Genomic DNA, 20,047 nt, shown 5'->3' with positions numbered 1-20,047 from the left:
CTAGGCAAAATCGTCGAGCCGCACCGGTGCGAAGCCGTGGACGTCGACGCCCACGTCGAACTGCCTCGGCATCGGCTTGAGCCTGCCGTGGCTATGCCCGTGAAGGTTGAGCGCACCCTTGTGCTGGCCGTTCCAGCTTCGAAACGGATAGTGGCACAGCACCAGCCGACGATCGTCCAGCACGATCTCGGCATAGTCGCCGACGCTCGCCCAGCCGTCAGCCGCGGCGGTTGCATCCGGATCGTTGTTGCCACGCAGCAGATGCTTGGTCCCGTTCAACCGGGCGAGCAGCGCGGGCACATCGGCAGATCGCCGCGCGACATCGCCGAGGTGCCAGACGATGTCGTCGGGCGCGACCGCCGCGTTCCAGCGCTCGATCAGCAGCGCATCCATCTCCGCCACGCTGCCAAACGGGCGCTTCTGGATGTTGATCGTGCGGTGGTCGCCGAAGTGGGTGTCGGCGGTGAAGAAGACGGTCATGTCCAGTAGAGGATGCGCGCCGCGGGTAGCGCCGCCGAGATCCGCTCCTCGAAGAAGCTTCGCAGCAGACGCATGGTCGCGGCGTCGTAGACCTGCTTCTCGGTCCCGAACTTGGTGCGCTTGGTGGTGCGGCCCGCCGCGCCCATGTCGAGCGACGAGCCCGGATACCAGCTGTCGAGCACCGCCTTCGATCCGGCGGTGAAGCGGTGGGTGATCAGCTCGACGGTCAGATCGAGATCCGGCAATCCGGCGAAGGTGGTCGCGACATCGTCGAGCAGCGCGCCATAGGCGGCTTCCCAGCCCGACGCCGCGATGATCGGGGCGATCGTCAGTCCGACCGGATAGCCCGCCGCCGCCATCCGTCGCAGGGTCGCCAATCTCGCCGCGACCGGGGCGGTTCCGCCTTCGAAGCGTGCGAACAGCGTCGGGTTGATCGAAGCGCGCATTCGGGTGCGGGCGTGATGGTCGAGGTCGAGCAGCGCATCGACATTCGCGAACTTGCTCGTGAAGCGAAGCTGGACCGGCGCGTCCCAGCGGCCGAACCATGCGATCGTTGCCGACAGCGCGCCGGTGATCGGCTCCAGCGCCAGCGGATCGGTGTAGCACGACGCCTCGAAGGCGGGGCGACCACGACCGCGAGCGTCGACTTGGCCTCGGCATAGGCGCGTCGCGGATCATCGGGCAGGTCGAGCGTCACCCGGTCGCCGCGCAGTTCGATCACCTCGACGTCCAGCGCCGCCGCCCGTTCGGCGATCGCGCGGCCATGGGCGAAGCCTAGCGACGAGCGGGTGATGAAAATGCGGCGCGGACGCCAACCGGCGTCATTGGGGGTACGAGCTTGTCGGGCGAGCGCCATGGGGGCCGAACGGATGGTGACGGCGAACGGTCCGTGCGCGTCGCCGCGTCGCCGTCGTGTCGATCAGGTCGGCGACGCGGGGAAGGCCTGTGCGAGGAAGTCGAGCATGACGGCGTTTACGGCGTCGTTGGCTTCCTGCTGGAGCCAGTGGCCGACGCCGGGCAGCACCGTCGTGCCGCGTAATCCTGCGACCGTCTGCGGCAATGCATCGATCGCGGGTTTGACGAAGGGGAGGATCGGATCGCGGTCGCCGATGATGAACCATGCCGGTCGCGCGATCGGCAAGCCGTCGAGTGCGGCGGTCAGTTCCCAATTGCGGTCGATGTTGCGATACCAGTTGAGCGGTCCTGCGAAGCCGGCCGCGCGGAACGCAGCGCCATAACGCGCGAGCTCCTCGTCGCCGAGCCACGGGATTTCGCCTTCGGGTTCCTGAAACGATGCGAGGGCGCCCGCTTCCCCGATCATGCCATTCCATAACTCGGACGGACCGGCAGAGAGCGTCCACATCATTCGCCGGATGGTGGCATCGGCGTCCGCCTCCAGCTCCTGCTCGGCGACGCCCGGTGTCTGGAAATAGAGCTGGTAGAATTGGTCGAGCTTGGCACGTCGGAACTTGGCGAGGCTGCTGATCGAGCCGCGGCGCGCGAAGGGCACCGACATGCCGAGCACGGCCTTGAACAGGTCCGGGCGGAGTTGCGCAGCGGTCCACGCGACCGGCGCGCCCCAATCGTGACCGACGATGGCGGCTTCCGAAATATTCAGCGCCCCAAGCAGCGCGACCATGTCGCCGGTCAGGTGGAAGATCGTGTAGTCATCGACGCCGACTGGCGCTCCGGTCTGCCCGTAACCGCGCATATCCGGCGCGATCGCGCGGTAGCCGGCGCTCGCAAGGGCGCGTAGCTGATGCCGCCATGAAGCCCCGAGTTCGGGAAAGCCGTGGCATAGCAGTACGACCGGACCTTCGCCTGCCTCGGTCACATGCTGGCGGATGCCGTTCGCCTCGACCGTATATTCCTGGAACATCTGGTTCGTCGCCCTTACCGTCAGATGAAGCTCAGCAACGTGTCGAGCAGCAGCACGAAGATCAGGCCGAATACGCCGACCAGCGTCTCCATCAGCGACCACGATCGGAACGTATCGCGCAACGACAGACCGAAATATTCCTTGAACATCCAGAAGCCGGAATCATTGACGTGGCTGCACATCAGGCTGCCCGCACCGATCGCCAGCACCATCAGATTGGCGTCGGCGCCGGTGGCGACGATCACGGGCTGGATCAGCCCACCTGCCGTCAGCCCGGCGACCGTCGCGGAGCCGACCGCGATCCGGATCACGCACGCGAGCAGCCATCCGAGCGCAAGCGGCGGGAGCGGCAGGTTGGCGAGTTGCGCCGCCATGATCTTGTCGGCGCCGCTTTCGACCAGCACCTGCTTCAACCCGCCCGCCCCGGCGATGATGAGGAGGATCGGCGCGATGTCGCGGATCGCGACCGTGAAGCCGTCCATGATCTCGATCCGGGTCAGACCGACGCTGCGCCCCAACGCAACGATGCCGACCGCGATCGACAGCAGCAACACGTTGGTCGGGTGACCGACGAAGGCGACCGCCGTCGCGGCCTCCGGTGAAAGCGGCGCATAGTGGAGCGCGGTCGCGCCGGCGATCAGGATCACGGGGAGCAGCGCGCACGCGAAGCTCGCGAAGGCCCCCGGCAGCCGGCGTTCGCGTGAGGCCGTGGCGGCCTCGAACATCGGCGACGGCGGCGTGACGATGCCTTTCAGCGTCGTCGCGAACAGCGGGCCTGCGATGGCGAGCGTCGGCAGCCCGACGATCAATCCATAGATCAGGGTCACGCCAAGGTCAGCGCCGAGTTGCGCCACGACCGCGGTCGGCGACGGATGCGGCGGCAGGAAGCCATGCGCGATCGACAGGCCCGCCAGCAACGGAATGCCGACATGCACCGCCGGCAATCCCGAGCGGAGCACGATAGAGAAGATCAGCGGCACCATCAGCACGAAGCCGACATTGTAGAACAGCGGGATACCGACCAGAAACCCGGTCGCCGCCATTGCGATCGGCATCCGCGACGGCCCACACCAGCCGATCAGCGTATCGGCGATCCGCTGTGCCGCGCCGCTGTCGGCGATCAGTTTGCCGAGGAACGCGCCGAGCACGATCGTGATGACCACCGGGCCGATCGTGTCGCCGATCCCCTTCTCGATCGCGCCGGGCACGCGCGCCAGCGGTACGCCCAGCAGCAAGGCGGCGAATAGCGCGGCGACGACGAAGGCGAGAAACGGCGGCGCGCGTAGCGTCACCATCACGATCAGTATCACCAGCGCCGCGACGATCGAAAGGAGGATCATGCGCGGGCGTTCGCAGCGAAACGGGCGGAAGTACGACGGTCGTTCATCGGCGCAGACAACGCACTTTGTGCGAGCACGTCAATCACGACCTTCGCCGCATCGCGCCACGCGGCCGATCAGCGGATTTCGTTCTTGACCTGCGCATGGGCCAGCAAGGCGAACAAGCCGGTGCCGCCGATGATATTGCCGAGCAATGCCGGCAACACGAACCCGCCCAACGCCCAGCCGACACTTGCCTGCCCCGCCCACATCAGCAGGAAAGCCTCCGATGCACCGGCAACGACATGCGCGAACCCACCCAGTGAGATCGCGTAGGTCACCGCGAAGACGATCCAGAAGTCGCCGCTGTTCACCGCCGAGCGGATCCACGCGATCGAAGCGATCAGGAACCCGGCCGGAATCGCCTGCATCAGCGTGTCGACCGGCGTCCGTTCGAGCAGCTTGCCCGACACTGCGAGCATCCCTTCGAGCGTCGCGGCAGGCTGGATATGGGCGCGAACGGCCAGCGCCGTGGCAATTGCCACGCCCAGCATGTTGGCGACGAAGATCACGCCCCACAAACGTGCCAGCGACAGCAGGTTCGCTCGCGTCGGCTTGCGGGCGACCGGCAGGACCGCCACCGCAGTATGCTCGGTAAAGAGTTGCAAACGCCCGAGGATGACGATCAGGAACCCGGCGGGATAGCCCAGCGCGACCACCGCTTCCGACCAAGGCGCGTCGGGCAAATAGTGGCGCAGCGCACCGCTGACCCACAAGGACGCCATGATCGCGATCCCGGCGGCGAACCCCGACCAGAACAGCGAGGCGATCGGACGACCGAGTTCGTCCTCCCCCTGTTCAGCGACGGCGGCATGGACGACGCGCGCGGCCGGCGCGCTGCGCTCTTCGGCTTCGGCCTCTTCTTCACCCACGTCTTGGTCGGCCATCAGCATTTCCCCTCGGTGTCCTAACGTTCGATCGAGCCGGATCGCTCAACACCCATCGTCGTGCGGTCGCGATAGTCGAAGGTCGCGGCTTGACCAGGCCGGTTGCATCGGCATCGTGCGCGCAGAGGACTTCGCGAGGTATCAATGTCTTATCCGATCGACCGCCGCTCCGTGCTGGCGGGCGCCACAATGAGCGGGATGACGCTGGCTGCCGGAGGCGCGCAGGCTCAGTCGCGTGGCGCCGCAAAGACGCCGGAAATCTACGAGCTTCGTACCTACCACCTCGTCAACGGTCCGATGCGCGCGGGGCTGGATGCCTATCTGCGCGATGCGTTCATTCCGGCGGCGCGGCGCGCCGGCTGCGGACCGATCAGAGTCTTCACCATCAGCATCGGCCCCGCCAGCCCGAGCGTATCGGTGTTGATCCCGCATCCGACGCTCGCCGACTTCGCGGCGCTACCCGGCCGCCTGTCAGCCGACGCGCGTCATGCGCAGGCCGGCGCGTCGTTTCTCGATGCGTCCCCCTCCGCGCCCGGCTTCGCGTCGATGGATGTGAAGTTGATGCGCGCTTTCCCGCACATGCCGCGGGTCGAGGTGCCGGCGATCAATGCTGCACGATTGTTCGAGTTGCGAACGTATTTCAGTCCGAGCATCAAGGCCGGCGCGACGAAGATCGAGATGTTCGACACCGGTGGCGAGATAGAAATCTTCCGTCGCACCGGCCTGACACCGGTGTTCTTCGCGCAGGACCTGACGGGCGATCGTCTGCCCAGCCTGACCTACATGTTGACGTTCCCCGATCTGGCGACGCGAGAACGCAACTGGCGTACCTTCGGCTCGGACCCGGCGTGGAAGACGTTGATCGCCACCCCCGGTCTGACCGACCCGGAGATCACCACCGGGATCGACAACCGCATCCTAACCCCGACGCCCTACTCGCAGATCTGAGAACCGGCGCGCGGTTCAGCCGTGCGTCGGCGTCAATCGCTGAGCCATTGCACGTTCAACCGGGGTCAGGCCCGCGAGCGGATCGTCGTTGATGCGACGCTTCGGAGTGGTGGCCGTCTTGGCGGCGCCGAACAGGCTCAGGGTCGTGCGGGTCATGTCCATCCTCGGGTGGGTGGCGCGCGTCGCGCCATGTAGGGCAGGAACCGGAATGTTCGGGCTTGGTTCCCATCCAAACGACAAGGAGCAAGCGATGGGCGACGACCGGTACGAACACGATCTGGAGCAGGCGCAGCTCGCGCTGGTCGAGGCGCAGCTTGCCGCGGTGGAAACCGGCGAACGCGTCGTGATCGTGCTGGAGGGCCGCGACAGCGCGGGCAAGGATGGTGCGATCAAGCGGATCGTCGAGCATCTCTCGATCCGCTATACGCGCGTCATCGCGCTGCCAAAGCCATCCGATCGTGAGCGGACGCAATGGTATTTCCAGCGCTATGTCGCGCATCTGCCCGCAGCGGGCGAGATCGTGATCTTCAATCGCTCCTGGTACAATCGCGCCGGGGTCGAGGTGGTGATGGGATTCTCGACCCCCGCGGAACAGGCCGAGTTCCTGCGCGACGCGCCCGATTTCGAACGGATGCTGGTCGAAAGCGGCATCCGGCTGGTCAAGCTGTGGCTCGACATCGACAAGGACGAGCAGGAGAAGCGCCTCAAGGCGCGCCGTACCGACCCGCTCAAGCAATTGAAAACCTCGGACATGGACAAGGTCGCGCAGGCGCGGTGGGACGATTATTCGGCGGCCCGCGACACGATGCTGGTACGCACGCACACGCCGCTCGCGCCATGGCATTGCCTCCACGCCGATCACAAGAAGGCGGCGCGGATCGCGATCCTGCGGCATCTGGTCCATCAGATCGCCCCGGCGCAGATCGCCAAGGAGGTACCTGTCGTCGACCCAGATGTGCTGTTCACATTCGAGCGTGCGGCGCTGGAAGACGGACGGCTAGCGCGCTAACCTGATTGGCGTTAGGCGTGCGCGCATGGGCATCCTTTGCGTCCTCGGGCTCCATCGTTGGGCCGGCAAGTCGACCGCGCGTGTGGGTACGACCGTCTATCGATGTGCGGCGTGCGGCAGGCGACTGGTGCTACACGATCATCGCTTGCGCCAGCGGAAGCGTAGCTGGCTTGCCGCCGCGTTGCTGATATCGGGCGGGATGTGGTTCGTCAGTTACAATCTGGCCTTTCACGGCCGCACCCGCGTGCTCCACACCGCCTCTGCCGCCGCTCGCAAGGCGGAGAGGGCCGCGTCGCGTGGAACGGCGGCGATCCACCGGGCGGAGGGGGATCGCGGCGCCTATGTCGATGGCAAGGATCGGTAAACCGGGGTTGATCGGAGCGGCCTAGGCCTCGTTAGTGTGACGAGGCGCCCGCTGCCCCGATCCCGGTTTCCGCGCGCACATGCTGCGCGGCGTAACCGGCGCGATCGACCGCCGCGCGCCCGCTGCGATCGAACAGCGACACCAGCCAGATCGTCACGAAGGCGGCGGGCATCGAGAAGATTGCCGGCGACGAATAGGGGAAGATCGCCGCGGGGTAACCGAGGATCTTCTCCCACACCGCTGGCGACAACACCGTCAGCGTGACCGCCAAGACCAGCCCGAGCGTTCCGCCCGCCACGACTCCGCGCGTCGTGCAGCCTTTCCAGAACAACGAAAGCAACAGCACCGGGAAATTGCCCGACGCCGCCACCGCGAAGGCGAGGCTGACCATGAACGCGACGTTCTGCTTCTCGAAGATGATGCCGAGCAGGATCGCCGCCACCGCCAGCACCAGCACGGTACGCCGCGAGACCCGCAGCTCCGCGGCGGGATCGGCCGCTCCCTTGCGCAGCACGGTGGCGTAGAGATCGTGGCTGACCGCCGAGGCGCCCGACAAGGTCAGTCCGGCCACGACGGCCAGGATCGTTGCGAAGGCAACGGCCGAAATGAAGCCCAGGAACAGATTGCCGCCGACCGCATGTGCAAGATGGATCGCCGCCATGTTCCCGCCGCCAAGCAATCCGCCGGCAGGGTCGAGATAGCGCGGCGCGGTCGCGACCAGCACGATCGCGCCAAAGCCGATGATGAAGGTCAACAGGTAGAAATAGCCGATCCAGCCTGTCGCCCACAGCACCGAACGGCGAGCCGCCTGTGCGTCAGGCACGGTGAAGAAGCGCATCAGGATGTGCGGCAGTCCGGCTGTCCCGAACATCAGCGCAAGCCCGAACGATACCGCCGACACCGGGTCCTTGATGAAATTGCCCGGCCCCATGATCGAACGGCCCTTGGCTGCGGCCGCGGCCGGATCGGCACCGGCCGCGGCGGCAAGCCCGGTCTTCACCTCCACAGCTCGCGCGAACAATGCCTCGAACGAGAAGCCGAACTGCCACAAGACGACCAGCGCCATGAACGTCGCGCTGCCGAGTAGCAGCACCGCCTTGACGATCTGCACCCAGGTCGTCGCGGTCATGCCGCCGAACAGCACGTACAGCGTCATCAACACGCCGACGATCACCACCGCATATTCGTAGCGCACGCCGAACAGCAGCTTGATGAGCTGTCCTGCCCCGACCATCTGCGCGATCAGGTAAAACAGCACGACAATCAGGGTGCTGACCGCCGCGAAGCTGCGCACCGGGGTTTGCGCGAAGCGGAAGCTGGCGACATCGGCGAAGGTGTAGCGACCGAGATTGCGCAGCCGCTCCGCCATCAGGAACAGGATGATCGGCCAGCCGACCAGGAAGCCGATCGAGTAGATCAGCCCGTCATAGCCATCGGCGAAAATCTGCGCCGAGATGCCGAGAAACGACGCCGCCGACATGAAGTCGCCAGCGATCGCCAGCCCGTTCTGAAATCCGGTAATTCCGCCGCCGGCGGTATAGAAGTCACCGACCGTTCGCGTCCGCCGCGCCGCCCAGCGCGTGATGCCGAGCGTCAGCAGCGCGAAGGCGGCGAACATCAGGATCGCGGTCCAATTGGTCGGTTGCTGGACGCTCTGCCCGGCCAGCGCGTCGGCAAATGCGGGTAAGGGTATCAACGCGATAGCGACCGCAACGAAAGCAGCGCGCCCTCTCATGCGTCATGCTCCGCGCGCAGGGCGTCGACCAGCGGATCGAAGTCGCGGGCGGCGCGGCGGACGTAGAGGCCCGTGAGGACGATCGCGAGCACGATCACCGCGAAGCCCGCGACGATCCCGATCGAGGTAACGCCCGCGCCGATCGGGCGGGCGAGCAGGGCTTTGTCGAACGCAATCAGCAAGATGAAGCTGAGATATGCGACCAGCATTACCGCGGTCAGCGTCCAGCTGATCCGTCCGCGACGTTGTACCAGTTCGCGATATCGTGGGTCCGCTGCCACGCGTGCCGCTTCCGCGTCGTCCATCCCGCCCCTCCCGTTATTGCCGCTACCATGCAGCAATATAAACGAGGTGCAAGCAACGGTTTATCGTGAGGGGAGCGTCGGTGCCGCTGGGCCGTCGGTCATTCGCACCGGCAGGATGCGGCCGTCCGTGGCGTAGCGCAGCCGGTCGATCGCGACCTGCCGCTCGCCGGAAAAGGGCGCGGGACCCTTCGGGTTTTCCCAGCGATGATAAACGATTAGCCACGCACCAGCGGGGTCTGGACGAAGCTGTGATGCCCCGGCCCCTTGTGCCGACGATCGCTGGTCAGGATCGCGCCGCGGTAGCGCCACGGGCCGATCGGTGACGCCGCGGTGGCATAATGGACCGAATAATCGGGGCCATTGAAGCGGCCGTGGCTATAGGAAAGATAATAAACGCCACCGCGTTCGTGCATGAAGGCGGCTTCGGTGAACTGCGGCGGCGTTTCCACCGGAACCTCGCGCGCCAGCCCGATCATGTCGCGGGTCAACTCCCACACGCGCAGCTTCGCCCCCGCGCTGCCCCCGGCATACAGATATGCCTTGCCGTAGTTGGGATCGATGAAGGCCATCGGATCGATCGCCTCGAACCCCTGCCCGCCGGTCACCAGCGGGCGGCCGATGTCACGATACGGTCCTTCGGGCCGGTCTGCGACCGCGACCCCGATCCGGCTGGGCGTCGGGTTTTGCGGGCCGACCGAATAATAGAGATACCATTTGCCGTCGCGCGTCGCGACGCCGGGCGCCCAAAGGAAATGCTCGCGCGCGCCGTCCGCGCCGATCCACGCGATCTGATCGCGGCGGATCAGCTCGCCGCGCGGTCGCCAGGTCTTGAGGTCGCGCGACGAAAACGCACCGAAGCGGTCCGCGGCCCAGCTTCCGCCCGGCCCGCCGGTCGGGAAGACCCATAGCTCGCCGTCGATCATCGTCGCGTGCGGGTCCGCGCCCTGGAACTGTGGATTGTCGGCGAGCACCGGCGCGGCAACCGCGGTCAGCAGCGCGGCGGCGGAGAGGAAACGCAAGCGGATCATGAACACCTGTCGAAGCGGGGATCGGTTGCCAATGGTAGGATAATTCCTCGCCTTTGCCGAGCGTTGAGTTGTATGCGGGTTCACGGGACAAGAAAAACAGAAGGAGAGGACGCGATGAAAAGCCGGCTTCTGACGGCGATGCTGACCGTCGCCACGGTGACGATCGCGCTGCCCGCCGATGCGCGAGCGCGGTGGAGCGAAGCGCAGGCCAAGACGTGGTATCGTGCGCAGCCATGGCTGGTCGGCGCGAACTACACGCCCGCCTCCGCGATCAACCAGCTGGAGATGTGGCAGCGCGAGACGTGGGACCCGCAGGCGATCGACCGCGAACTCGGCTGGGCGCAAGGCGTCGGCATGAACACGATGCGCGTCTTCCTCCACGACCAATTATGGCAGCAGGATCCGGCAGGCTTCCAGCGGCGCATCGACGAGTTTCTGACGATCGCCGCGCGCCACAAGATCAAGCCGCTGTTCGTGCTGTTCGACAGTTGCTGGGATCCCGACCCGAAGCTGGGGCCGCAGCATCCGCCGATCCCGGGGGTCCATAACTCGGGCTGGGTGCAGGGGCCGGGACTGCCGGGCCTGCGCGACAAGCGACGCTATCCCAATTACAAAAGCTATGTGCAAGGCGTCATCGGCGCGTTCCGCAACGATCCGCGCATCCTAGGGTGGGACCTTTGGAACGAGCCCGACAACGGTGCCGACCAATATAAGGGACAGGAAGGCAAGGAGCCGCTGGTCCGCGCGCTGCTCGCGCAGGTTTTCGTCTGGGCGCGCGACGCCGATCCCTCGCAACCGCTCACCTCGGGTGTGTGGCAGCATGACGATTGGTCGCCGACCGGCGGCAAGCTGACGCCGATGGAGACGCTCCAGCTTCGCCAGTCGGATGTCATCTCGTTCCACGACTATAGCTGGCCCGAGACGTTCGAGGCGCGGGTGAAGCAGTTGCTGCCATATGACCGCCCGATCCTGTGCACCGAATATATGGCGCGCGGCAACGGATCGACGTTCGACGGCTCGCTGCCGATCGGCAAGCGCTACGACGTGGCGATGATCAACTGGGGGTTCGTCGACGGCAAGACGCAGACGCGGCTGCCGTGGGACAGCTGGAAGAAGCCGTATGTGCTCGAGGAACCGACGATCTGGTTTCACGAGGTGTTCCGCGGCGACGGCACGCCATATCGGCGCGCAGAAACCGATCTGATCCGGCAGCTCAGCAGCGCGCCGCGTGGGGTCGTACCCGCCACGCGCTGATCGAAAATGCCCGAAACCGTAAGGAAAAAGCACATTCTTCCTCACTTGCAATTGTGACACCTTAGTCAAAATCAAGTAATTGTCGTTACATGGGTATGCCATGACGCGACTTATCACCCGGCTGCGGGAGCTTCGGCATTCCGATTATCGCATCACCGTCCCGGTGCGGGCGGTGCTCGTGGGATCGCTGTATGCCTCCACGCAATCGCTGGTGATCGGTGCGCTGACCAGCACGACGATCGCGGCGGTGGTTGCGTGGACGACGCGCGACGCGTGTCTGGCAGCGGGGGCGACGGCGATCGGCGTGGTCGGTGCACTGCGGATCGCCGACGCGCTACGTCCACGCGCGATCGCCGACGACCATGACGCGGCGTCGCGGCAGGAATTCGGCTATCGTGCCGGGGCGCTCGCCTATTCCGGTCTGCTCGGGCTGTTCGGGTTCATGACGCTGACGCGCAGCAGCGACGGCGTGGTGCAACTGCTCGCGGTCACTACCGCGATCGGTTACGCGGCCGGGATCGCGGGGCGCAATGCGGGGCGGCCGCGGATCGCGCTGGCGCAATTGTGTCTCGCTTCGCTGCCGCTGTCCGCCGGACTGTTGATCGGGCTCGAACCGCTTAAGCTCGTACTCGCGGCGGTGATCGTGCTGTTCGTCGTCGCGATGATCGACATCACGCTGCAAACCTATGGCGCGCTGCTGAAGGCGACGCTGGTCAGCCACGAGAATGCCGCGCTCGCCGCGCACCATGCGGCACAGGCGCGTCGCGACGACTTGACGGGCATCGCCAATCGCACCGCGTTTCGCGAGCAGTTCGAGGAACGATTGCGGATGTTGCCGAGCGGCGGGAGCAAGCTGGCGCTCTATTGGCTGGATCTCGATCGCTTCAAGGAAATCAACGACACGTTCGGGCATCTGGCGGGTAACGCTTTGCTCGCGGGGGTCGCCGGCCGGCTGCGCGCGCATTTCGATAGCGAGAGCGTCGTGGCGCGGCTGGGCGGGGATGAGTTCGCGATCCTGTCCCCGGTCGGTGACCGGCAGGAGGCAGCGACGATCGGTGCCGCGATCCTCGCACTCGTGCGTCGCCCGATCGCGCATGATGGGCATAGCCTGCGGTCCAGCGTGTCGATCGGGGTCGCGATCGCCCCCGAGAACGGGCGCGAGGCCGACACTTTGCTCAAGAACGCGGATCTTGCGCTGTATCGCGCCAAGGAGAGCGGGCGCGGGCAGCTCTATTTCTACGAACCGGTGATGGACGAGAAGATCGAGCGTCGTCGTCAGCTCGACTATGAGCTGCACGGCGCGCTGGAGCGTGGCGAGTTTCATCTGTTGTTCCAGCCGATCTTCGATCTGGCCGCAGCGCGGGTGCTGTCGTGCGAGGTCCTGTTGCGCTGGACCAATCGCCATCACGGTGCGGTGTCTCCGGTCGAGTTCATCCCGATCGCCGAGGACAATGGTACGATCGACGCGATCGGCCATTGGGTGCTGTATCAGGCGTGCGAGGTAGCGCGCAGCTGGCCGGCCGACGTGTCGATCGCGGTCAACCTCTCGCCGATCCAGCTTCGCGCGACGCACCTTCCCACGGTGGTGCTCGACGCGCTCAACACCAGTGGGCTGCCGCCGGAGCGGCTCAACCTGGAAGTGACCGAGACCGTGCTGCTGGAAGACGTAGAGGCTTCGGTGGCTGCGCTGGAGGCGCTCAATCGACTGGCGGTTCGCACCACGCTCGACGATTTCGGGACCGGCTATTCGTCGTTCAGCTATCTGACGCGGTTCCCGTTCCAGACGCTCAAGATCGACCGGTCGTTCGTCACCGATCTCGAACGCAGTCCGGCGTCGATCGCGATCGTCCAGACCATCGTCGATCTCGGCGCACAGCTGGGCATGCGGACGATCGCCGAGGGCGTCGAGACGCAGGCGCAGCTCGACCAGCTACGCCGGACGCGCTGCGACGCGGTGCAGGGCTATTTGCTGGCCCGCCCGATGCCGGCCGCGATGGTCTCTGCCATGCTGGCCGGCGAGGGAAAGAAGGCGACGGGATGATGCGCGTGCCGACCACCTCTCCCCGATAAGGGGCGGAGGCGGTCGGCGATGCGTCAGCGGGCCTTCTCCAGCAGACGCTCCTGCGCGCTGACCAGCCGCCGCATCAGCTTCAGATCGCCCTCCCCCAGCCGCAGCGCCGCGTCGGCCCATAGCTCGACCACCGCCTCCAGTTCGGCGAGCGGCAACGGGTTCACCGCGCGCGACGCCTGATAGATTGCGGCGTGCGCGCTGTGACGGCGGCGATTGGCGCGGATATATTCCTCCACGACGCGCCGCCCCTGGCCGGGCTCGGCGAGCGCATGGACCAGTCCCAGCTCGTACAATTGCTCGGCGCAATAGGTCCGGCCGCTCATGATCATCTGCTCGGCGCGGGCGGCACCCAAGCGGCGCGACAGGAAGCAATGCGCGCCCATGCCCGGAAACAGTCCGAACAGCGTTTCCGGCAGCCCGAAGCCCGCGCCACGCTCGGCAATGACGACGTTGAAGGACATCAGCGCCTCGAATCCGCCGCCCAGCGCATCGCCCTGCACCAGCCCGATCGTGATGATCGAGCGATCGAGCCCGACCATGTTGCGATGAAGGATGCGCACGCACGCCTTGCCATATGCCACCAGCGCCTGACGATCGCGTGCGCGGATCAACTGCGCGAACAGGTCGAGGTCGCCGCCAAGCGAGAAGACGCCGGGAAAGTGCGAGCCGAGCACCAGATAGCGGATCGGCATCGCCCCGCTGCCATGCGCGAGGTCGATATCCTCCTGCCATTGCGTGAAGTCGTGGAGCAACGCGGGGTTGAAGCTGGGCCGCACGCGCGGGCGCATATAGGTCCACAATGTGTCGAGCACGGGGTCGAACGTCGCCTCCAATTGGTCGAAGGCGAACAGGGCCCGCGCGTTCGCGGCAGTCGTCGAGATCGTGGCTTGATGGATGGTCATGCGATTTCCTCTTTCCTGACAGCAGGTTGCTGCCAGTTAAGGATAACTCACGACGGGTTTCCTGTCGGTGGCGAAGCGCGGCTGGTCGCCGCGTCCGCGGCATGGCATGGCGTGGGCCATGATGCCCTCGACCCGGATACTCGTCGACGCCGATGCCTGCCCCGTGAAGGAGGAGATCTACCGCGTCGCTTACCGGCTTTCGGTGCCGGTGGTGGTGGTCAGCAACGCGCACCTGCGTATCCCCGTCCATCCGCTGATCACGCGCGTGGTGGTCGACGACGGGTTCGATGCCGCCGACGACTGGATCGTGACACAAGTCGATGCCGCGGCGCTGGTCATCACCGCCGATATCCTGCTTGCCGATCGCTGCCTCAAGGCGGGGGCGGCGGCGGTGATCGCGCCCAACGGTCGCCCGTTTACGTCGAGTTCGATCGGCAATGCCGTGGCCGTGCGCGCGATCATGAGCGACCTGCGCGCCGGCGGCGACCGGATCGGCGGGCCGCCGCCCTTCGCGAAGGAGGATCGCTCACGCTTCCTGTCGGCGCTGGATGCGGCGATCGTTCGGGTTCAGCGTTCCGTGGGCGGCTGAGCCCGGGTTAGGGCACGCTGATCGCGGTATCGACGATCGTCGGATAGGCGTTGAGCGCGGTCTGGCTCAATTGCACGGCCAGCGTCGGCGATGGTTCGCCGGATCGCACCGTCACGGCGGCACCGTGCCACAGGGTTGCGGTGTCGCCGCGTTTGTGGATGCGGACCTCGATCGCGACGCGCTGCATCGCTACCAGCGTCGTGCCGTTCGCCTTCAAGGGGATGTTGACCCCGCCGCCCATCACCGAGGGCGCTTCACCGCGCTTCCGCGTGACCGAGGTGCCGACGTTGCTCCGGTCGGCGACGACTTCGGCGATATAGGCGGCGTGGTCGCGATCATCGAGGATCGTGAAGCCTTTGTCGCCGAGGGCCGTCATCACCGCCTCACGCGCGATCGCCGACATCGCCGCGTCGGCCTGGTCGCCGTCCGCAGCGACCACCGCGATCGTCCCGCTACGGGGTGGTGAAGTCGGCGCGGCGAGCGTGGGCGTCGTCGCGATGACGGCGCCGGTGGCCGCTGCCATGATGGTCCTGAACGTCACCTTCATCTCGCCCGCCTTACGATCATCGCGGGATCAACCATTGCCGGCGGAGAAAGGCCCAAGGTTTCCGTCACTTCGACAGCTTTTGCCTGGTGCGTGCACTCCGCAGCGCCAGAAGTTCGTGCGCGACGAACAGCACGGCGCCGATCAGCAACGGGATCAGATAGTAGATGAGCCGGAACGTCAGCAGCGCCGCGACCAGCCCGGTGCGATCGACCTGTGGCAAAGCGGCGATCATCACCACCTCGAACACGCCGAGCCCGCCGGGCGCGTGGATCAGCAGGCTGGAGATGATCGCCAGCAGATAGCCGACCAGCACCGTCGGATAGAGCGCGAGGTCGGGCGTCGGCAGCAGCACGAACAGGACCGCGGTCGCCGCGAGCAGGTCGAGCGTGCCGAGCGCGAATTGCGCGACCGCCATTCGCCACGTCGGCAGCCGAACCTCCCACCGCCACAGCCGCACCGACCGTCCGTCGAGAAAGGCGAGCGCCACCATATAGCCGGCCAGCAGCGCAAGCGTCGCCAGCCCCGCCCATGTCTGGAGCGCAGGCGGCACGGCACGGTCGCCGATCGCCGGCAGATCGGGCAGGACGACGAAAGCCAGCCCGAGGAGCAGGAAGGCACCGAGCCAGAACGTCACGCCGGCGACGATCATGATCTGCCCGACATCGCCCAACGGCACGCCGTGCCGGCCGTAGATGCGATAGCGTGCCGCCCCACCGGTCAGCGCCGCAAAGCCCAAATTGTGGCTGAAGATATAGCTGGTGAAGGCCGCCAGCGCCGTCACGCGGTACGGTATCCGGCGTCCGACCAGCCGCAAGGCCAGCACGTCGAAGCCGGTAAGAATGAAGTAGCTGATGCAGGCCAGTATCGCCGACCCGATCAGCGCCGGCTTCGGGATCGCGTGAACGGCGGTCACGACATCGGCCCAGACGATCCCGGTGAGCAGGTGACGGAGCGCGAACCCCGATACGACCAGCACGCCGACCGTCGCCGCAACGACCAGAATAGTCCGCAACGACATGCCCGGCGAGGCTCAATACACCGAGAGAACGGTAACGCCCGTCGGTATGGCCCGGCCAGCAGCATCGTCGGAAGCGATCATGCGGACGGGCTACACGCATCCGTACGCAAAGTCTGCCCCGCTAAAGCTGCAGTGGCCGGTACTTACCGCGCCTTCGTCAATCCTGCTGCGGGGCGCCGATGGTCAGGTTGGCGCCCAGCCGGAAAAGACCCATGCGCGCATCCCATCCCTGCTCGCTGCCGGCACGGTCCGCGTTGGCGAAACGGATGGCGTAGCGCGGATCGTGGCGGAGTGTCGGGGCGGCGTCGGGAAGCGCCAGCGCGACGGCATAGCGACCCGCGGCGAGATCATGCGGCAGGCGCGTCGTCAGCTCGACATTGGTCGTCTGGCCGGGCAGTCAGGTGCGGGAATCGACCGCCGCGAGCGGGATGCGCCGCACGTCTCCGCTTTTACGCCCGATCAGCACGACCTCCAGAGAACGGGCGTTGGTCAGCCGTGCCCAGCCGTCATTGCGTATCGTTGCGGTCGCTTTCCACGTTCAGCCCGCCTCGCTGGTTGGCGCAAGCGAGGCACCGACCAATGCGAAGCGGTAGCCGAGCCGCCGCCGCACCTCCGCCATGCAGCCGCCGGCAGTCCAGCGATCGTGGAAGAGGCGGCGGTAATAATCCGCATTGAGGTAGGTCAGGTGATAGCGCGCGCCCTCGGCGAGAATGTCCGCGCAGCTGGTGCGCGGCATGGCGCCGGGGTCATCGGCAGGATTGCATGTCTCGCCGCCGAACGGCGCATCCATGGTGAGTGCCGCCATCGCTGCCTGCTCACGCGCCCGTTTCTGGGGGCTTTCCGAAAAGGTGCCGACGTCCGTCTGGCTCGCCATGAAGCAGTCGTTGTGGAAGCCGATGCGGGGCAGCGATCCCCAAGCGATCAGATCCGGAGGGTAGCGGAACTGGATCGAGCGGTCGCGCGGCATCGCCTCAAGCAGCGCATCGCGTACGGCACGACGCGCCGGGGCCTCGGTCAGCCCGTTCGATGACGAATGCCACTCACCCCACGCACCGATGAAACCGGCCTGAACGAAGGCGATGACGTCGGCGTTGGCGGCAAGCAGCGGTCGAAGCTGTGCCAAATGCGCGCGCACGATCGGCAATGGCGCATCCTGCGCGGCGTGATAATCCGTCTCGCCGCGCGGATAGTTATAGACCGCGCGCACGATCAGCTTCAGCCCCGCCTTTCGCGCCGCCGCGAAGCCGCGTTCGAGCCCCGCCAAAGCGCCGTGCGGGATCGGACCGTCACGATAGCGGGAAAGATCGATGCGCGCATAGACCAGCCGCTCGCCGCCCGCCTGGACGCGTTCGAGCGAGGCCTGATCGAGCGCAGCAAGATCGCGCTCGCCAGCGCGATAGAAACCGCGTTCGGGATTGGCGATCTCCGCGTCGCTCGGTGTGAAGGTGACGGTCTGCGTGGCGGCCAGCAGCATCGCGGTCAGCGCGATCATCGTGCCGCACCGCCTCGCAAAGCCGCCTCCGCCCAGGTGGTGACGATCGGCAGGTCGCTGCTGCGTCGAGGCGCACGCGTGATCAGCTCGATCACCTTCACGTCCCGCACATCGGCCGAAAGCGCCTTCGCGCCCGCACCGAACCGCTGCGCCCCGCTGCGTGCGAGCAAGCGGCCGTCGCCGTAGATGAAGAACTCGACCGGATCGCGCGTGTTGCGGGTCGAGATCGTCGATGCCGACCAGTGCCTCGACCCGCGATGCGCCGTGCGTGTTGCGCACCTCCAGCCGTGATCCCGCCAGCACGCCCAGCCCGGTGTCGAACGACCGCCCGGCAATTTGCAATGTCTGGTCATACGGCGTCGCATCGGCCTGCGCCCCGCCCCAGCCGGCATAGATCGGGCGCTCGCCGGTGTCGCGCGTGCCGCTCCACGGGCTCTTCATCCGGTGAACGATCGGATCGGGTTCGGGCGCGGTGATCCCATCGACTGCCACGTTCACGTCGCCCGGTAGTTCGGAAAGGTACATGCCGTCGCGCAGGCGGCGCGTTCCCGACACCTCGAAGATGCGCGTTTCGCGCGGTGAGAGTGTGAAAGCGGTCTCGCCGGTGAAGGCAGGCAGCGTCTTGCCGGTCCACAGATCACGCAGCGTGATCGGGGCATCGGCGGCGAACTTCATCTGTGCCGCGGTCAGCTCCATCTTGGCCGACCCGAAGCCGCGGTTGAAAAGCACGACCGCCTTGTGACCGTTGCTGAGCGTCTTGACGATCGTCTGCACGTCGTCGGACGCATAGGCGATCACGCCCTGATGTCCGCCCGGATCCTGATTGACGCGAACGATGTCGGCGTTGCCCCAGATATCCATCAGACTCTTGGGCGCATTGCGCAGGTCGTAGCCGATGAACAGCGGCGCGTTGATGATCGCCCATAACGCGAAGTGCGAGCGTGCCTCGGTCAGATGCTTGGCGTCGAAGTCGCCATGCCCGATGAACAGCATGTCGGGATCGTTCCACGCGCCCGGCTTGGCATAAAGCGCGCGCGTCGAGGCGCTGTCGAAATTGTGGAGCATCCGCGTCCAGTCTGGCGTGATGTCCTGGCTGGTCCGCCACATATGGCCGACCTCCTTGCCCCAGCGGCGCACATCGGCGCTGCCCCAGGTACACAGCGACAGGATCGCGTCGCCGTCCGGCGCATAGCGGCGGATCGCGTCGGCGACGTTGGCGTAGAGCGAGCGGATCTGCAGCACGTTGGTGCGGTTGATCGACGCCTGATCGATCAATGGCGGGAAGGCACGATAGTTGTTCTGCACGACCACCGGCGCACCGGCCGCATAGACGTTGATCCCGCACGCATCGACCTTGAGATAATCGAAGCCCCAGTCGCGGAAGAACAAGGCAATGTCCTGATCGACATGCCCGTATAGGCCGATCTCCCGTTCCGCGGTCGTGCCTTCGGGTAGATTGGGCGAATGGAGGTCATAAGCCTGCGAACAGGCGTTGCGACCGATGTCGCTGTAGAGCCCGGCCTTCAGCCCCATCGCGTGCAGCCGATCGGTGAACGGACGAAAGCTGCTGTCACCCCCTTCTCCGCAGCCGAGGGAAAGATGCGCGTGCGGATCAGCAGCCGCCCGTCGTTTGTACGCCGCTTGAGCCACCAGCCGTCGTCGACGTTGACGTAGCGATAGCCGAGCCGTGCCAGTCCGCTGTCGACCAGCGTCTGCGCCGCGCCGAGCACCTTCGCCTCGTCGACCTCGGTGCGGAACGCGTTCCATGAACTCCACCCCATCGGCGGCGTCCGCGCCGCGACCCGCTCGGGCAACGTCCAGCGTCCGGCCGGCGCGAGTGGATCGGGCGCGGCATAAGCGGGGGTCGAAGCGGCCAGCAGGGCGAGCACGGGCAGGGTCAGTCGCGAAAGGCGCATCGTAAGTTCCTCGAAACGGTCAGGCGACGCAGCGCGCCAGATAGGTGTCGTGATCGGGCAGTGCGGCGACTTGCGCGGCTATCGCATCGCGCATCCGTGTCAGTTGCGCGTCCAGCGCCGGCAGCGGTATCGAGTCAACGACCGTGTCGGCGTTGCGCTTCTTGCGGGCGGCGCTGTCGAGCGCCTTGCGCACGCCGGTCACCACTTCATCGGTGTCGCCCGCGGTGTCCCCCGCATCGGCACT

At 66.3% G+C, this 20,047-nt stretch carries 22 protein-coding genes; 6 read left to right on the top strand and 16 right to left on the bottom strand.

Annotated elements, in window-relative coordinates; translation table 11 throughout:
• The 5 genes from QP166_RS07270 to QP166_RS07250 all read right to left on the bottom strand — a co-directional run bounded on the left by QP166_RS07270 (position 1) and on the right by QP166_RS07250 (position 4,625).
• Positions 1 to 480 (bottom strand): metallophosphoesterase family protein, encoded by a 480-nt coding sequence (locus tag QP166_RS07270; RefSeq protein ID WP_333915316.1) that lies wholly within the window; start codon positions 478 to 480, stop codon positions 1 to 3.
• The gene (locus QP166_RS07265; RefSeq protein WP_333917283.1) at positions 477 to 1,043 is read right to left on the bottom strand and encodes an SPL family radical SAM protein; all 567 of its coding nucleotides are present in this window, start codon (positions 1,041 to 1,043) and stop codon (positions 477 to 479) included. Before QP166_RS07265 ends, QP166_RS07270 begins: the two co-directional genes overlap by 4 nt.
• 356 nt (positions 1,044 to 1,399) lie before the next feature.
• Positions 1,400 to 2,359, bottom strand: a complete 960-nt coding sequence (locus QP166_RS07260; RefSeq protein ID WP_333915315.1) for an alpha/beta fold hydrolase — start codon at positions 2,357 to 2,359, stop codon at positions 1,400 to 1,402.
• A gap of 20 nt (positions 2,360 to 2,379) precedes the next feature.
• Positions 2,380 to 3,699, bottom strand: coding sequence for a GntP family permease (locus tag QP166_RS07255; protein ID WP_333915314.1), 1,320 nt, complete (start codon positions 3,697 to 3,699; stop codon positions 2,380 to 2,382).
• A 116-nt stretch (positions 3,700 to 3,815) separates the two neighbouring features.
• Complete coding sequence (locus QP166_RS07250) at positions 3,816 to 4,625, bottom strand: formate/nitrite transporter family protein (RefSeq protein WP_333915313.1); 810 nt, start codon at positions 4,623 to 4,625, stop codon at positions 3,816 to 3,818.
• Positions 4,626 to 4,769: 144 nt separating this feature from the next.
• On the opposite strand from QP166_RS07250, the gene QP166_RS07245 reads away from it, so the two are divergent.
• Positions 4,770 to 5,573 carry an NIPSNAP family protein gene (locus QP166_RS07245; RefSeq protein WP_333915312.1) on the top strand — a complete coding sequence of 268 codons (804 nt, stop codon included), beginning with the start codon at positions 4,770 to 4,772 and terminating at the stop codon, positions 5,571 to 5,573.
• Between the two features lie 15 nt (positions 5,574 to 5,588).
• On the opposite strand, the gene QP166_RS07240 is transcribed toward QP166_RS07245, so the two are convergent.
• Positions 5,589 to 5,729 (bottom strand): hypothetical protein, encoded by a 141-nt coding sequence (locus QP166_RS07240; protein WP_333915311.1) that lies wholly within the window; start codon positions 5,727 to 5,729, stop codon positions 5,589 to 5,591.
• Positions 5,730 to 5,823: 94 nt separating this feature from the next.
• On the opposite strand from QP166_RS07240, the gene ppk2 reads away from it, so the two are divergent.
• Both ppk2 and QP166_RS07230 read left to right on the top strand, forming a co-directional pair.
• A complete protein-coding gene (gene ppk2 / locus QP166_RS07235) occupies positions 5,824 to 6,582 on the top strand; it encodes a polyphosphate kinase 2 (protein WP_333915310.1) in 759 nt (252 codons plus the stop codon).
• A 25-nt stretch (positions 6,583 to 6,607) separates the two neighbouring features.
• Positions 6,608 to 6,946 carry a hypothetical protein gene (locus QP166_RS07230; RefSeq protein WP_333915309.1) on the top strand — a complete coding sequence of 113 codons (339 nt, stop codon included), beginning with the start codon at positions 6,608 to 6,610 and terminating at the stop codon, positions 6,944 to 6,946.
• Between the two features lie 31 nt (positions 6,947 to 6,977).
• Here the strand turns inward: QP166_RS07230 and QP166_RS07225 are convergent, their stop codons facing one another.
• The 3 genes from QP166_RS07225 to QP166_RS07215 all read right to left on the bottom strand — a co-directional run bounded on the left by QP166_RS07225 (position 6,978) and on the right by QP166_RS07215 (position 10,014).
• Positions 6,978 to 8,681 carry a cation acetate symporter gene (locus QP166_RS07225; RefSeq protein ID WP_333915308.1) on the bottom strand — a complete coding sequence of 568 codons (1,704 nt, stop codon included), beginning with the start codon at positions 8,679 to 8,681 and terminating at the stop codon, positions 6,978 to 6,980.
• Positions 8,678 to 8,986 carry a DUF485 domain-containing protein gene (locus tag QP166_RS07220; protein ID WP_333915307.1) on the bottom strand — a complete coding sequence of 103 codons (309 nt, stop codon included), beginning with the start codon at positions 8,984 to 8,986 and terminating at the stop codon, positions 8,678 to 8,680. Before QP166_RS07220 ends, QP166_RS07225 begins: the two co-directional genes overlap by 4 nt.
• Positions 8,987 to 9,201: 215 nt before the next feature.
• Complete coding sequence (locus tag QP166_RS07215; RefSeq protein WP_333915306.1) at positions 9,202 to 10,014, bottom strand: family 43 glycosylhydrolase; 813 nt, start codon at positions 10,012 to 10,014, stop codon at positions 9,202 to 9,204.
• Positions 10,015 to 10,128: 114 nt separating this feature from the next.
• On the opposite strand from QP166_RS07215, the gene QP166_RS07210 reads away from it, so the two are divergent.
• Positions 10,129 to 11,268, top strand: coding sequence for a 1,4-beta-xylanase (locus tag QP166_RS07210; RefSeq protein WP_333915305.1), 1,140 nt, complete (start codon positions 10,129 to 10,131; stop codon positions 11,266 to 11,268).
• 100 nt (positions 11,269 to 11,368) lie between these two features.
• On the top strand, positions 11,369 to 13,309 hold the full coding sequence (locus QP166_RS07205; protein WP_333915304.1) for a putative bifunctional diguanylate cyclase/phosphodiesterase: 1,941 nt from the start codon (positions 11,369 to 11,371) through the stop codon (positions 13,307 to 13,309).
• 53 nt (positions 13,310 to 13,362) lie between these two features.
• Here QP166_RS07205 and QP166_RS07200 read toward each other — a convergent pair whose 3' ends face one another.
• Positions 13,363 to 14,241, bottom strand: coding sequence for a crotonase/enoyl-CoA hydratase family protein (locus QP166_RS07200; RefSeq protein WP_333915303.1), 879 nt, complete (start codon positions 14,239 to 14,241; stop codon positions 13,363 to 13,365).
• 118 nt (positions 14,242 to 14,359) lie between these two features.
• Between QP166_RS07200 and QP166_RS07195 the strand changes: the two genes are divergently transcribed.
• Positions 14,360 to 14,830 carry a YaiI/YqxD family protein gene (locus QP166_RS07195; RefSeq protein WP_333915302.1) on the top strand — a complete coding sequence of 157 codons (471 nt, stop codon included), beginning with the start codon at positions 14,360 to 14,362 and terminating at the stop codon, positions 14,828 to 14,830.
• A gap of 7 nt (positions 14,831 to 14,837) precedes the next feature.
• Here the strand turns inward: QP166_RS07195 and QP166_RS07190 are convergent, their stop codons facing one another.
• From QP166_RS07190 to QP166_RS07160, 6 genes are all read right to left on the bottom strand, one after another.
• Positions 14,838 to 15,377, bottom strand: a complete 540-nt coding sequence (locus QP166_RS07190) for a hypothetical protein (protein WP_333915301.1) — start codon at positions 15,375 to 15,377, stop codon at positions 14,838 to 14,840.
• A gap of 64 nt (positions 15,378 to 15,441) precedes the next feature.
• Positions 15,442 to 16,395 carry a lysylphosphatidylglycerol synthase domain-containing protein gene (locus QP166_RS07185; RefSeq protein WP_333915300.1) on the bottom strand — a complete coding sequence of 318 codons (954 nt, stop codon included), beginning with the start codon at positions 16,393 to 16,395 and terminating at the stop codon, positions 15,442 to 15,444.
• 157 nt (positions 16,396 to 16,552) lie between these two features.
• Positions 16,553 to 16,792 carry a DUF4832 domain-containing protein gene (locus QP166_RS18975; protein WP_443027247.1) on the bottom strand — a complete coding sequence of 80 codons (240 nt, stop codon included), beginning with the start codon at positions 16,790 to 16,792 and terminating at the stop codon, positions 16,553 to 16,555.
• A 141-nt stretch (positions 16,793 to 16,933) separates the two neighbouring features.
• Complete coding sequence (locus tag QP166_RS18970; protein WP_443027195.1) at positions 16,934 to 19,420, bottom strand: DUF4874 domain-containing protein; 2,487 nt, start codon at positions 19,418 to 19,420, stop codon at positions 16,934 to 16,936.
• On the bottom strand, positions 19,411 to 19,803 hold the full coding sequence (locus QP166_RS07165; protein ID WP_333915299.1) for a hypothetical protein: 393 nt from the start codon (positions 19,801 to 19,803) through the stop codon (positions 19,411 to 19,413). Before QP166_RS07165 ends, QP166_RS18970 begins: the two co-directional genes overlap by 10 nt.
• A gap of 19 nt (positions 19,804 to 19,822) precedes the next feature.
• On the bottom strand, positions 19,823 to 20,005 hold the full coding sequence (locus QP166_RS07160; protein WP_333915298.1) for a hypothetical protein: 183 nt from the start codon (positions 20,003 to 20,005) through the stop codon (positions 19,823 to 19,825).
• Between the last annotated feature and the right edge of the window lie 42 nt (positions 20,006 to 20,047).

The organism is Sphingomonas sp. LR60 (genome assembly GCF_036855935.1).
Lineage (GTDB): Bacteria > Pseudomonadota > Alphaproteobacteria > Sphingomonadales > Sphingomonadaceae > Sphingomonas.
Note: the sequence above shows the minus strand (reverse complement) of the source record. Positions and strands in the feature narration are given on the sequence as shown.

Excerpts from the sequence above, each read along its gene's own strand:
- QP166_RS07270 (WP_333915316.1), bottom strand. The coding sequence starts at position 480 with ATGACCGTCTTCTTCACCGCCGACACCCACTTCGGCGACCACCGCACG.
- QP166_RS07260 (WP_333915315.1), bottom strand. The coding sequence starts at position 2,359 with ATGTTCCAGGAATATACGGTCGAGGCGAACGGCATCCGCCAGCATGTG.
- QP166_RS07255 (WP_333915314.1), bottom strand. The coding sequence starts at position 3,699 with ATGATCCTCCTTTCGATCGTCGCGGCGCTGGTGATACTGATCGTGATG.
- QP166_RS07250 (WP_333915313.1), bottom strand. The coding sequence starts at position 4,625 with ATGGCCGACCAAGACGTGGGTGAAGAAGAGGCCGAAGCCGAAGAGCGC.
- QP166_RS07245 (WP_333915312.1), top strand. The coding sequence starts at position 4,770 with ATGTCTTATCCGATCGACCGCCGCTCCGTGCTGGCGGGCGCCACAATG.
- QP166_RS07240 (WP_333915311.1), bottom strand. The coding sequence starts at position 5,729 with ATGACCCGCACGACCCTGAGCCTGTTCGGCGCCGCCAAGACGGCCACC.
- ppk2 (WP_333915310.1), top strand. The coding sequence starts at position 5,824 with ATGGGCGACGACCGGTACGAACACGATCTGGAGCAGGCGCAGCTCGCG.
- QP166_RS07230 (WP_333915309.1), top strand. The coding sequence starts at position 6,608 with ATGGGCATCCTTTGCGTCCTCGGGCTCCATCGTTGGGCCGGCAAGTCG.
- QP166_RS07225 (WP_333915308.1), bottom strand. The coding sequence starts at position 8,681 with ATGAGAGGGCGCGCTGCTTTCGTTGCGGTCGCTATCGCGTTGATACCC.
- QP166_RS07220 (WP_333915307.1), bottom strand. The coding sequence starts at position 8,986 with ATGGACGACGCGGAAGCGGCACGCGTGGCAGCGGACCCACGATATCGC.
- QP166_RS07215 (WP_333915306.1), bottom strand. The coding sequence starts at position 10,014 with ATGATCCGCTTGCGTTTCCTCTCCGCCGCCGCGCTGCTGACCGCGGTT.
- QP166_RS07210 (WP_333915305.1), top strand. The coding sequence starts at position 10,129 with ATGAAAAGCCGGCTTCTGACGGCGATGCTGACCGTCGCCACGGTGACG.
- QP166_RS07205 (WP_333915304.1), top strand. The coding sequence starts at position 11,369 with ATGACGCGACTTATCACCCGGCTGCGGGAGCTTCGGCATTCCGATTAT.
- QP166_RS07200 (WP_333915303.1), bottom strand. The coding sequence starts at position 14,241 with ATGACCATCCATCAAGCCACGATCTCGACGACTGCCGCGAACGCGCGG.
- QP166_RS07195 (WP_333915302.1), top strand. The coding sequence starts at position 14,360 with ATGATGCCCTCGACCCGGATACTCGTCGACGCCGATGCCTGCCCCGTG.
- QP166_RS07190 (WP_333915301.1), bottom strand. The coding sequence starts at position 15,377 with ATGAAGGTGACGTTCAGGACCATCATGGCAGCGGCCACCGGCGCCGTC.
- QP166_RS07185 (WP_333915300.1), bottom strand. The coding sequence starts at position 16,395 with ATGTCGTTGCGGACTATTCTGGTCGTTGCGGCGACGGTCGGCGTGCTG.
- QP166_RS18970 (WP_443027195.1), bottom strand. The coding sequence starts at position 19,420 with ATGGGGCTGAAGGCCGGGCTCTACAGCGACATCGGTCGCAACGCCTGT.
- QP166_RS07165 (WP_333915299.1), bottom strand. The coding sequence starts at position 19,803 with ATGCGCCTTTCGCGACTGACCCTGCCCGTGCTCGCCCTGCTGGCCGCT.